At 31.3% G+C, this 12,584-nt stretch carries 13 protein-coding genes; 6 read left to right on the top strand and 7 right to left on the bottom strand.

What is annotated here, in order from left to right; translation table 11 throughout:
- Positions 1–159: 159 nt before the first annotated feature.
- Positions 160–825 carry a DUF421 domain-containing protein gene (locus CA_RS19945; RefSeq protein ID WP_014519115.1) on the top strand — a complete coding sequence of 222 codons (666 nt, stop codon included), beginning with the start codon at positions 160–162 and terminating at the stop codon, positions 823–825.
- A gap of 79 nt (positions 826–904) precedes the next feature.
- Here the strand turns inward: CA_RS19945 and CA_RS19940 are convergent, their stop codons facing one another.
- The 7 genes from CA_RS19940 to CA_RS19910 form a co-directional block, all read right to left on the bottom strand.
- The gene (locus CA_RS19940) at positions 905–2,323 is read right to left on the bottom strand and encodes a Sua5/YciO/YrdC/YwlC family protein (protein WP_242663070.1); all 1,419 of its coding nucleotides are present in this window, start codon (positions 2,321–2,323) and stop codon (positions 905–907) included.
- Positions 2,324–2,327: 4 nt separating this feature from the next.
- Entirely contained in the window at positions 2,328–2,588 is a 261-nt protein-coding gene (locus CA_RS19935; protein WP_010890829.1) for a hypothetical protein, read from the bottom strand.
- Positions 2,589–2,600: 12 nt separating this feature from the next.
- Positions 2,601–3,032, bottom strand: a complete 432-nt coding sequence (locus CA_RS19930; RefSeq protein WP_010890828.1) for a cytochrome b5 domain-containing protein — start codon at positions 3,030–3,032, stop codon at positions 2,601–2,603.
- Positions 3,022–3,465, bottom strand: a complete 444-nt coding sequence (locus CA_RS19925) for a hydrogenase maturation protease (protein WP_010890827.1) — start codon at positions 3,463–3,465, stop codon at positions 3,022–3,024. The genes CA_RS19930 and CA_RS19925 overlap by 11 nt, the downstream gene beginning before the upstream one ends.
- On the bottom strand, positions 3,462–4,877 hold the full coding sequence (locus CA_RS19920; RefSeq protein WP_010890826.1) for a nickel-dependent hydrogenase large subunit: 1,416 nt from the start codon (positions 4,875–4,877) through the stop codon (positions 3,462–3,464). The genes CA_RS19925 and CA_RS19920 overlap by 4 nt, the downstream gene beginning before the upstream one ends.
- A gap of 17 nt (positions 4,878–4,894) precedes the next feature.
- Positions 4,895–5,770 carry a hydrogenase small subunit gene (locus tag CA_RS19915; RefSeq protein WP_010890825.1) on the bottom strand — a complete coding sequence of 292 codons (876 nt, stop codon included), beginning with the start codon at positions 5,768–5,770 and terminating at the stop codon, positions 4,895–4,897.
- 105 nt (positions 5,771–5,875) lie between these two features.
- On the bottom strand, positions 5,876–7,270 hold the full coding sequence (locus tag CA_RS19910) for a Na+/H+ antiporter NhaC family protein (RefSeq protein ID WP_010890824.1): 1,395 nt from the start codon (positions 7,268–7,270) through the stop codon (positions 5,876–5,878).
- Between the two features lie 404 nt (positions 7,271–7,674).
- Between CA_RS19910 and CA_RS19905 the strand changes: the two genes are divergently transcribed.
- Genes CA_RS19905 through CA_RS19885 form a run of 5 tightly spaced genes read left to right on the top strand, consistent with a single transcriptional unit; the run spans position 7,675 to position 12,579 of the window.
- Positions 7,675–7,911, top strand: a complete 237-nt coding sequence (locus CA_RS19905) for an acyl carrier protein (protein ID WP_010890823.1) — start codon at positions 7,675–7,677, stop codon at positions 7,909–7,911.
- Positions 7,912–7,917: 6 nt separating this feature from the next.
- A complete protein-coding gene (locus CA_RS19900) occupies positions 7,918–9,258 on the top strand; it encodes an ATP-grasp domain-containing protein (RefSeq protein ID WP_010890822.1) in 1,341 nt (446 codons plus the stop codon).
- A 15-nt stretch (positions 9,259–9,273) separates the two neighbouring features.
- Positions 9,274–10,392, top strand: a complete 1,119-nt coding sequence (locus CA_RS19895; RefSeq protein WP_010890821.1) for a hypothetical protein — start codon at positions 9,274–9,276, stop codon at positions 10,390–10,392.
- Between the two features lie 3 nt (positions 10,393–10,395).
- Positions 10,396–11,568, top strand: a complete 1,173-nt coding sequence (locus tag CA_RS19890; RefSeq protein WP_010890820.1) for a radical SAM protein — start codon at positions 10,396–10,398, stop codon at positions 11,566–11,568.
- Positions 11,569–11,574: 6 nt separating this feature from the next.
- Positions 11,575–12,579, top strand: coding sequence for a Gfo/Idh/MocA family protein (locus CA_RS19885; protein WP_010890819.1), 1,005 nt, complete (start codon positions 11,575–11,577; stop codon positions 12,577–12,579).
- The last annotated feature ends 5 nt before the right edge of the window (positions 12,580–12,584 follow it).

Below are 12,584 nucleotides of genomic sequence, written 5' to 3'. Positions count from 1 at the left end.
ATTCGAAATATTATGTCAATAAATCAAGCTTTTTTTTGTATATTATATTTTGGTTAAAACTAACATAGAAACTTAACAAAGATATATGGTTTAGCTAAAGTTAAAAGGTTAATAATATGAGTATTAACTATTAAGGAAGTGCTTAAGGTGAAGCATTACATGATTGTATTTTTAAGATCTGCTATTTCTTATATTATTCTTTTGCTTTTCACACGATTTATGGGAAAAAAGCAGCTATCACAGCTTACGTATTTTGATTATATAGTGGGAACAACCATTGGTTCCATTGCGGCGGCAGCATCTGTAGATAGACATATTGATGTGTTTGAAAGCTGCTTTTCCATTGTTGTTTGGAGTGTTTTCACTATATTAATATCAATTATAACCTTAAAAAGCATAAGGCTAAGATTATGGATAGACAGCGAACCTTTAGTTATTATAAATAAGGGGAGAGTTATATATAAAAATATGGAAAAGGCAAAATACAATATGGGAGATTTATTAATGCAGCTTAGAAATAAAGATATCTTTTACATTACAGACGTAGAAATAGCTCTTTTAGAGCCAGATGGAAAGCTTAGTGTTTTAAAAAAGGCCGAAAAATCATCTGTAACAGTGGAGGACTTAGGGATTCAAAAGCCTAAGACAGGAGTGATGGTAGAGATAATTTTAGATGGTACTATACTTTATAATCATCTACAGCAAATAAAAAAGGATGAGGCTTGGGTCAAGGAGCAGTTGAAAATAAAAAATATTCAAGATATTAAGAATGTAGTTTTTCTAGGTGTGCAGGCAGATAATGAAGTGTATGTTGTAACTAAATAAGCTATTTTGAAGTTTTAATAATAAATTTAAAATCATAAAAGAGATTTTTATCTTGTATATCTCTTTTATGATTTCGTTTTCACAAGAGGATTTCAGTGTTATCTAAATATGGCTTTGAATTGAAATAAACCCTAAGGTTCTCCTTCTTTAGTCCTTTAGATACATCTTCAAGTAAACGCTTGTTTTGAAAGGTAGTGCCACTTAAAATAATTTTATTTATTCCGTAAAGTTTTGATAGTATAAGAGCCATTTGGCAGGTGATATGATAAATTGTATTGTGAAATTTTGTAGCAATCATGCTTTTTTCTTTTTTTATAAGTATATCTATTAGAACTCCACGAAGAATATTTTTAATATCTATAACAAAGGCGCTGTTTTCATTTTTTATTCTATATTTGTAATAATCCTTTGTAGTTGCATCTGCTATACTTTCTAACGCTTGAGCTGCTTCTCCAGCATAAGTATTTGTATGAACTATATCAAGCAAAGAGGAAATACAGTCAAAAAAATGATCTATACTTGATAAACAGGAGTTTGAGTTTTTTTCTAGAGCATTTGTAGTGATACCCGTATTAGCTATAAAACTATCAGGATTGTATTTGAAAAAATGAAGATAGCTTATAGCAGAGCTAAGTGGACTTGGTTTTCCTTGAAGCGTTACGTACTGAAAATGTGCAGCCATTTTAAACTCTTTATTTGTTTTAATAAAAAATTCACCGCCTAAAAAGTTTTTGCTATATTCTGTGTTTTCTTTGCCGTAGATAATTTCAATAAAGTTATCTGAAAAACTGTTATTTAGAGCTTTTTTAGGGCTTGATAGGCTTTGATTCAGTACACATTTACTATGATTAATTAAGTAAACTACTGGAGTTTTTAAGGGAACAGAAATTTCTCTATTGTGAATTAAGAAGTAATCTGCAATATTTTTTAAATTCTTAAAGGCGGTTTCATTTTTGAGTTCTATATTAGAGCTTTTGGTTATAATAAGTACGTCTAAATCCTTTTGAAGCATAAGTCTACTGATAGGAGAGAAAGGGAGCATTACTCCTATACTTTTTAAATTTGGTGATATGTTATTAGGAAGATTTAAACTAGGTTTTTTATCCAAAATTACAATTGGTCTTTCAGAGCTTTCCAAGACCTTTTTTTCTTCTGAATGAACCTCACAAAACTCTCGTACGGTATAGATATCCTTCATCATAACGGCAAAGGGTTTTGATTGGCGCATTTTTCTGCGTCTTAAGGTATTTATAGCAGCTCTACTTTTTCCATTACATATTAAATAAAAGCCTCCTGTATCCTTTATTGCTAGTATATTTGCTGATTTTAGTAGTTTGTAAGCTTTTTCTATTATATTTAAAGAATTTATTGCATTATATTTGTTATCTACTAGAGTTAGTGGAGGAATACAGTTTTTTAGGCATATTTCTTCTATATGAAATAGCCTATTTAAAGGGTTTTTGTGTTTATTTTTGAGACACCTATCGCATAAACAGATATTATTAGTTTTCAGCTACTTCACCTTCTAACCTTCTTATCATAGCGGTTTGATCTGGTAAATCTTCTATTTCAACCTTTATTTTAAGACTACTAGAGACTAGAGCCTTATTATAATTTTTTAGATAATCAGTTAGATTTTCTGAGTTTACATGACTCTTTTTATTTACAGCAACAGTGAGTTCATTTATTTTTGATATTTTTTGTGTTTTGCAACATTCACTTAAGCCCTGTGATATTTTATTTAACAATATGGTATCGTGCATTAGCTGTGCCTCCTAAATTATTTTTTCTTTGATTAGGGCTCCAACCCTAGGCAAAGAGGTTAATATGCTCATAATTCCTTTATGGCAAGAGTTGAATTCGCTGGATAAATCTTTTCCAGCATAAAGACCAAAATGGGTGCCACCGCCCCAAGAGGGAGCAAGGCTTAAATCATAAACAGTTCCGTTTACAGCCACATATGCTGGTTTACCGTTTTCACCATTGTATTTTGAAAGTTCTTCTAGTGTGAATTCTCTTCGAGGTTCTCTATATTCATTGGTAAAAGTGCTTCTTATAACAAGTCTTCTTGATTCTTTAAGTTCAGCAGCTATTAAATTCTTATAGTATTTTTTTATCTGAGGACATACCACTGTGTTCATGCATAAAGTGTAGTAATTAATTCTCATTTGATGGTTATAAAGCTTTGTAGCCACATTAAACCTCAATAGTTTTACCTCCTAAGATTTCTTTTAGAACATTTTCTGAAATTACATGGATAATATTTTTAAGGAAGTTACTTATACCGTATTTAAAGCTAACGCTGCTAATTTCTATGCCTATAACGTATCCTTTAATATTTTTAAAATGTGATTTTACCATGTCAATAGCACTAATGTTATGTTGAAAATAGCATTTGTTTTTATATTTGTTTAAAGGTGTTACAGTTATTTCTCCAGGACACTTGCCATAGAAAGCTGCGTCAACAAAGAATATGAAATCACCATCTTGTATTTGCGAAATACAAAAGTCAAAATCTGTTTCTCCAATTATCACATCAATATTGTTTTTCTCAAGCGTTTCCTTAAGTTTGTTTACAACCACAATTCCAATCCCATCATCCTCCATTAGTGTGTTTCCAAGGGCAATAACCTTTATCATACTATTACCTTGATGTCTATAGGACTGTATTTATCGCTTACTAAATGAGTAGCACAGGAAACGCAGGGATCAAAGGAGCGCATAATTCTCCCAACTTCTACTGGTTCTTGAACATTTTTTAGCTTGGTTCCAACCAAGGATTTTTCACCAACCCCAAAAGCCCCTTTTTCATTCTTGGGACTCATATTCCATACTGTTGGAGTTATTATGTTATAGTACTTTATAAGCTTGTTTTCTATCTTAATCCAATGACCTAAAGCTCCCCGTGTAGTATCAGTTAGACCAGCACCAAAAGCGTTTATTGGTATATCGTATGTCTTTTGGGAGTTTGGTAGAAGCTCAATTTTATCTGCAAGCTTTTCCATAATAGAGATTATTTTTTTTGCTTCTAAAACTCGAGCGACATTTCTATCCATGCAGGAGCTTTTGCCTTTGTAATCACCAGAAAGTATCATTCTAGCTAGTGGTCCAACCTCCATGGGATAACCGTCGTAATTGGGAGATTTTATAAAGCTGTAACCTTGTTTTTTATTTAAATCAATATTGTCGGCGCTTTCATTTGAAGGTTTTTCATTTTCCGTATCGCTAACATACCAGCTGTGAAGTATGTTTTCTGTGATTTTGTTTTTGTCAAAGCTCTGCTTTTTATAATTAATCATTACACTTGGAGATACATAGCTTATTTCAGGATCTTTATAGTGATCAAAAAGTCCATAGCTCATGAAGTTATTGTAGGTTTCGCCCATGTTAAAGTAGTCTGAGTAGTATTTTGCTATGGTATTCATATCCTCAAGCATAATGTTATTTATAAATACTTTTAGGCTTGAGATTATGGATTTTGCTTTTACTAGTTTGTAGGAATCTATGCTAGTTGTAACTCCCCCAACAAAAATACCATGGGAGTGAGGAGCTTTTCCTCCGAAAAGAGCTAGACCTTCATGGGCAAGACGGCTGTAATTAATACTTTCTAAACTGTGCTTAGAAATAATTTCGTTTTCATAATTAGGAAGCCTATAATCACTATATTGGTTTGAATATAAAGGATCTAGCTTTGACATTCTTACATAGCTTGGAACTGTTAGATTATAAAACTGTCTTATGTGATTTTGCATAAATTCAAAGCTGTGAATTAAATCACGTACGTATAAGTCATTTATGCTGACCGAAACCTTTAAGGCATCCTCTAGTGCTAAAGTTGATGCCATAGCATGGGCAGTAGAACATATTCCGCAAATTCTTTCAGTAAAATAAATAGCATCAAGTGGTTGACGAGTTTTAAGCATCTTTTCAAAGCCTCTAAATAGAAGACCACTGGTTTCAGCATTTGTAATTACGCTTTCAGTAACTTCTACTTTGGTTTCAAGAAAACCGCTAATTCTTGTTATAGGATCGATTATAATAGTTTTTTTCAAGAGAGCCTCCTAAAAAATTAGTATCTTATAAATGGTTCCATGCCATCTGGAAAATTGAAATTGGCACAGCCTATACAGGTTGTATTGTCTTCAACTGGCCAGTTAACATAGCCATTCCATTTTCTTCTTGGACAATCTGTTTTCGTTACAGGACCACGGCAGCCCAATTTAAACATGCAGCCCTTTTCACCAAACTTTTTTGCAAATATTCTTTGGTCAAAATATCCTCGTCTTGTACAATTGTCATGAATAGTTGATCCATAAAATAAAATGGGGCGTTTGTAGGCATCAAGTTCAGGCTTTCCAAATGCTACTAGATGAGCCAGTGTTCCTACTACCCAATCGGGATGACAAGGACATCCTGGAAGATTTATAACTTCGTGATTTATGACCTCCGATATGCTTTTGCTTAAAGAAGGATTAGGTTTTGCAGCGGAAATACCACCGGAAGAAGCACAGGTGCCTACAGCTAGTACGTATTTTGCTTTTTCTCCTGCCATTTTTACTGCTTCTAGTGCTGTAATACGCTTGTCTTTGTAGTGGGCAACAATATTATATTGGCCATTTTCTTTGGCAGAAACAGCTCCATCTACTAAAAGTATAAATTCTGTGTTTAAGGTATTTAGAAAAGTCTCAAAAGCAGCTTCTCCTTCAGCAGTCATTAAGGTGTTATTATAAGTTAGGTTTATAAGCTGATTTAATACATAATTTAAATCTGGATTTTCACTATTTAAAAAGGAAATAATATTTCCAGAGCACCCTGTAACCTCAAGCCATATGGCATTTAGCTTTTTTGCATTTCTATTTTTGATTAGTGTTATTGCTTCATTTACAAGGGTTTTTGAAGTGGCTTTTTTTTCTTCGGTCATAGGACAATGATTTTCATTTTTCATATATAGCCTCACAAAATAGATATATTTAAATCTATTCTTTAGTTAAGGAAAATATACGGAAGAAAGAAGGTAGAAAAGGGACTATGTTTTATTTGAAAATAGGCACTATATCCTTAGCCCAACAATAAGATAAGACACTATAGTAATTGCTATTCCTAAAATTAAATATGGAAAAGATGTTGTTAAATGTTCTCCATAGGAAATGTCAGCCATTTTTGCAGCTAAGGGAGAAATAACATCAGCAACTGCGCCTCCAGACCAAACAGTACCTACCATAAGAGGAACTGATATGGAGGAATTAATAGAAAAATTTATAGCTAAAGGCATCATAAGAGCCCAGGTTGCCCAGGAAGATCCCATGGCGTAAGCTACAAGTCCGCTAATTATAAAAAGCACGGCAGGCATTAAAAATTTGGGTACGCTTCTAATAAAAGGTCCATTTATTAAGCTATTAATTCCTAAATCCTGTGTTATGGATGTCAATGCCCAGCTTAAGATTAATATCATAACCAAAGAAAGAACCTTTTCTCCTCCGCGTATAATGTGCGCTTCTATTTCTGCAATACTAATTTTTTGGTACATATAGTATAAGCTAGTTAAAAGTAAAGTAAGCATAATTCCAGAAAATATGGAAACATTGAATTTAGCAAAGGCTAAAGCATTTATAAAGCCTTTTGCATATGGTCTTCCGGTCCACCAAAAAAAGAAGATAGTACTTGAGAGAAGTATTATTATGGGAATGATTAAATTTTTGCTGTCTTCAGGATATTCTTCAATAGAGGTATTGTAGGCTTTTTCCTTTTCAATATGGCCTTTTGTAAGTTCTGTATTATTTTCATCTGTTTTTCCTAGTTTAAGTTTGCCAAAGCCAAGACCAAATAGAGTTATACCGATACCTATAATAAGCATTGCCCAAGGGAAAAAGTTCCAAGCGATGCTTTTTACTAATATGGAATAGGCTTTTTCACTTATGCCTTTATGCTTTATATTATTTGTAACTAGTGTCACCATATAGCCTAGGTAAGAGGTTGCAATGGGAATAAGCAAGATTAGTTGAGTGCTTGTAACTGAAAGTATGAAAGCAAGCTTTTCGCCAGAGAGTTTTAGCTTTTTTAAAGAAGGCGTTAAGACAGTACCTACAGCAATGGTATGAAAAGAACTGTGAAAGAAGGTTATTAGACTTAAAAGCCAAGCCCATAATAAAAGACTTTTTTCATTTTTAATCCACTTTCCAACTATATCGCTAAAACCTGAAATTCCTCCTGCCATTTGTATTAAATCGGCTAAAGAACCAAATGCAATGAAAAAGGATAGAGTGTAAGCACTTTCTTTATCACTTATTGCTCGCATGGTGTATTCACCTATAGCTGTAATTCCTCCAATTAGCCCATTATGTATAATTGTTCCAGATAAAACACCTGCAAATAAGGATATAATTAATTTTTTTGTTTTAAAAGTTAAAATTATTGTAATTAGTGCAGGAATTAATGATAAAAACAAGGGATTACCTCCTATTAGACTTAGACATAATTAGGATTATTTTGTGTAAGTAAGATTTAAATATACAAAAAAATTTAATTCTATGAAGGTATATGATTATTAAAAGTTGAATTGATTAAATATTAATATAAAGGGGCTATTTTGTTAGTTTATTGGAGTTTTTTTCTAACGGTAGCTCCTTATTTTATTGTATTTTATAAATGAATCGTTACTATTTATTGTTATTAATATGTATAAATAATGTACATGGTGTGAATAGCATGTTAATATTGTAAAATAATTCATTAAAATACAAAAAATACATTGACTTGTGGTGGGCTTAAAGTTGTAAAATTGTTTTAAAGGAGGTATAAGTTGAAAGTTGTGTAAGTATACAATTTATCAAAATGAGAGGAGAAAATATTATGAGAGAGAAACTAATAAAAATAATTTGTCAGGTTAAAGAGGATGATTCATTAAAAGAAAAAATTGAAAAATCTAAAGATTTACTTAATGAAATAGATATTGATTCATTGCAATTGATTAATATAATTTTAAAAATTGAGGATGAATTAGATGTTCAAATTGACTTTGATGAATTTGATATGGATAGTTTAAAATCAATAGATTCACTAGCTAAGTACATCAATTCAAAGAGGTGATGGCAGGTGAAAAAATGCGTTTATTATGGAGAATTTAATGCAGAAAAATATTGGAGAAATAATGCTTTAGCAAAACTGCCACAAATCCCTGATAATCAAGCGGAAAACATAATTAAATCAATGGATGAACTGCTTTTTGTTTTATGCTCCACAGGAGATACTTTAATAACAAGGTATAAAATAGATCTAGTACAAAGAGAATATTTAAAAAGTATAGGATTTTCCTTTTCATGCAATTATATGAATTTAACAAATGATGTCTTGAAGGAAGAGAGAAATAAAAATATTTGTAAGCTCTTACTGGAAAGTTATGATTGTTCAGGTGTAAAAGAGTTATTAAAGAAAAGTTCAGAATTGTCTGCATTTGCAGTTCTTCCTGAATCAAATGAAATAAGCGAAAAATATGGACTAGCATTTGATTCTCCCAAAATTAATATTATAAGGAGAGTAAATTCAAAAATATATTCTTCCAATATAAATAGGGAATTAAATAGAGAATATTCTTTTGAAATAATTAATTCATCAGAAGAACTAAACGAGGTAGGAGCAAAGTATTTAAGAAAGTCCCCAATTATTATAAAAGATTCCTTTGGGGTATCAGGGAAAGGAAATTTAGTAATTTCTAGTGAAGGGATTCTTCAGAGGATAGCTAAATATATAAAATCACAAGAAAGGTTAGGGAAATCAGTAGAATTTATAGTTGAACCTTTTTTAGAAAAGAAACAAGATTTTTCGTGCCAATTTTTTATTCATAGGTCTGGTGATATGGAGCTATTATCTATACAAGAGGTAAGAAATATAGGAAGCTCATATCATGGTTCGTATACTCCTAGTAAAGAATTTATTGAATTCATTAGCAAAAAGGGGTATTTTTCTATTCTTAAAGAAGTATCTAAAAGGTTATACAACGATGGATATTATGGTGATGTTTGTGTTGATTCTATGCTTCTAAAAAGTGGTAATATTGTTCCTATAGTTGAAATAAATGCAAGAAAATCAATGAGTCTTATAAAACATAACATTGACAAGTATGTTTCTAATTTTAAACTTCAATGCGCCTTTACATTTTATAATGTAACTTTTTCAACTGATATATCCTATGAACAAATCATTAGTAAAATGAAAGAGAAGGCATTGCTTTTTAAACCCGGCAGTAGTAAGGGAGTGATTCCTTTAAGTTCAAATACATTGTTTATTAATAGATATTTAGATAAAAATCAAAGGATAAAAAATTATAAGGGAAGATTGTATTTAGCTGTTATATATAAAAATGAAGAAGAAAAGGAAGACACGCTTAATGCTTTAGTTCAATTACTAAATAAAAGTGGAATAAATGTTTTAAATTGAAAGGGTGGTGGTACTATGAGTAATAAAGTTACAATATTATGTTCAGGTTTTGGATTAGGATTTTATGTTCCTGGACTAATAATTAATTACAGTCTGAAAAATAGAGGAGTAGATTCAGAGGTAGCAGTATTTGAAAGCTACATCATTAAAGATAAGCGCGATAAGATTTTATTAAGTAAGCAGACTTATCATAAAAATTTTTCTGTAGCACTTGTTGCTCAAAGGATGCCTTGGGATATAAGAAAAAGTATTGATAGTGATAGGATAGAACAATTATTAGATACTTGGAAAAGAGAAGAGAGAAGAAATTTCATTGTAATGTCTGGTCATTGGATATATATTTTAGATGAATATAGAAAAAGGATAAATAATAAACCCATTAATGCAGAAATATTATATATAGATTCAGAACCTTCACCATCGTGGAAAGGGCTTAATAAATACAATGCTAATTATTCAGAAAATTATGACGAAGTATTCCTGTTTGATGCAAGGAAAAAAGAAATACCATACTATCTACCTGTAGGATCAAGAGAAACTATACCTTTTGAAAAAAGAGAGAATAGGTTTATGATTCATGGTGGTGGTTGGGGAATGGGAACTTATCAAGAAAAGATACATGAGTTAGAAGAAAATAATTTAAAGCTTGATATTGCAGCATACAGTGAAGATGAGATTGAAGATGGGAAAAATAAACATAGATATTTTATGATGGACCCATCTTGGAGAGCTTGGGAAGGCAATAACTTTATATTTCCACCATTTTCAGAGGTAAAGCCCAATGTGCCTAAAAGGTTTGAGAGCAAAGAAGAATATCATTCATCCTTTGATGTTTTAAGAAATGCTAAGGCAGTAATTAGTAAGCCAGGAGGTGGAACACTTATAGATTCACTAGCCGCAGCAACACCTATTATTTTACTTGAACCATTTGGTCATCATGAAAAAGTTAATGCAGACCTATGGGAACATTTAGGACTTGGGATAAGGTATGAAGCATGGAAGGAATTTGGATTTAAATTAGATATATTAAAAGTTATGCATGATAATTTGGTGAAGCAGAGAAATAATGCTGTTAATTATGTTGACGATTATCTAGATAGACTAATAGGAAAAGCAGAAAGTCAGGTGAAATAAATTATGCAGCCAAAGACAAGAGTGAGTTATGAGGCTAAAGATTTAAATACCTTAAAAAGAACAATAAGAAACATATCGGTTCCGTTAAAAGAAAGAAAAAACAATCCACGATATGCAACAAAATTACCTGATATTGTAGGGATTAAGATCACAAATAATTGTAATTTAAGGTGCAAACATTGTTACGAATGGGGCAAAAAAGGTTATCACATGAATATGGATAAAGAAGAACAGCAAAGGGATATAGATTTAAAGCTGTTTGAAAAAATTCTTAACGAGACAAAAGAATTAAAGTCGAGATTATATTTGTGGGGAGGAGAACCTTTATGTCACAAGCAATTTGATAAAATAGCCGATATGCTTGTACAAGATCCAAGGGAAATTGCTATCTGTACTAATACCTTAATGTTTGATAATAACTTAGACTCATTAATAAAGATATCTGATAATTTAGAGCTCCTTATTCCTATTGAGGGTTTTGAAGAAGCTCATGATTTAATAAGAGGAAAAGGGAATTTTAAAAAGGTAGTTGAATCAGTAAAACTGCTTATAGATTTAAAGAGAAAAGGTATTTATAAGGGAAAGATTTCTATTCATTCAGTAATTAACGACAATATTTGTGACAGGCTTTATGAACTAGTAGAGTTTTTTGAAGGTTTGGGAGTAGACATGGTATTTTTGGCTTATCCTTGGTATATATCAGAAGAAACAGCATGTAAAATGGACAAGTACTTCAAGGATAACTTTTATTGGCTAGAAGAAGCAAATAAAAAGAAGAATAAAAGTTGGCACTGTTTTAAATATAAGATTAGTCCAGAAAGTTTAGAAAATCTAAAAGAACAAGTTAAGAAAGTATGCAGTAAGGTTTGGAATATAAGAGTGAGATTTCAACCAGATTTAGATATTGAGGATATTAAAAGTTTTGTCTTTGGAGCTGAAGTTGAAAGCTTAAAATGTAGAAATTGTTTAGCGGTATCAACTAGGATGGATATTCTTGCGGATGGTTCTGTTTCATCTTGCAAATATTTTTCAGAGTTTACTATTGGAAACATTAAAGATGGAAGTATTTCAGAAATATGGCACAGTGAACAGTATGGACGCATTAGGGAAGTTGTAAATTCAGGAATAAGCCCAATTTGTTCAAAATGTAATCTTTTATACTTAAACGGCAAATAAAAGGGAGTGAAAATTATTAAAACTATAAATATGGGAATCATAGGTTGTTCAACTATTCTGCCAAGAGCAATAATAGGGCCAGCAAAGGCAATAGATAATCTATGTATTTACGGTATTGCCAGCAGGAAAAGGTCTAAAGCTGATGAATATGCTAAAAAATATAAAATAGATAGAGTGTTTGATAGCTATGAAGATTTATTGAATTGTGAAGATATCCATTGTGTATATATTGCTTTACCAAATGATCTGCATATTGAATGGGTATTAAAGGCTATAAATGCAAATAAGCATGTCCTTGTAGAAAAACCTATGTGCTTAAAATCAGATGAATTTGATTTAATACTTAAAGAATATGAAAAAAAGAATATTAAAATATTAGAGGGACTAGCTATACAGCATCACCCATGGCAATTAGCTATTAAGGATATGGTTAGTTCAGCTGAATATGGAAAGCTTCAGGAAGTTAAAACTGATATATGTATCATATTAAAAAACAGTAATGAAAATAATTATAGAAGATTTCCGGAAAGGGGCGGCGGTGCGTTCTATGATTTAGGTTGTTACTGGCTGCAATTTTTGCAGTTTATAACAGGAGCTAAACCTGAAAGCTATAAGGGAAGTTCAAAATTTGATGGACCTAATAATTGTGATTGGACATTTAATGCTAATGCAGAATATAAATCGGGCTTGAAAAGTAGTTTTATTGCCTCCTTTGAATTACCGTATAAGGTTGAACATATATTAAAATTTGAAAAGGCAACTGTAAAAGTACATGATTTTTTTAGAGCTTGTTTAGGAAATTATAAAATTAAGTTTTCAATTGAGGTTAAGGAAGATGGCTCAATTAAGAAGTATTCCTTTGATCCACAGAATTACTATGTAAATCAGTTAAGATTTTTTATGGAAGCTATTAATGGAAGTAAAGAGGATATATATAATATGTATTTAAGACAATCTTATGAACGTGTAAATATTATGGAAGAGATATATGAACATGCCAGGTATAGCTAAGGAAA

The sequence above is a fragment of the Clostridium acetobutylicum ATCC 824 genome, assembly GCF_000008765.1.
Taxonomy (GTDB): Bacteria; Bacillota; Clostridia; order Clostridiales; family Clostridiaceae; genus Clostridium_S; species Clostridium_S acetobutylicum.
This window is presented reverse-complemented; position numbering and strand designations above follow the sequence as displayed.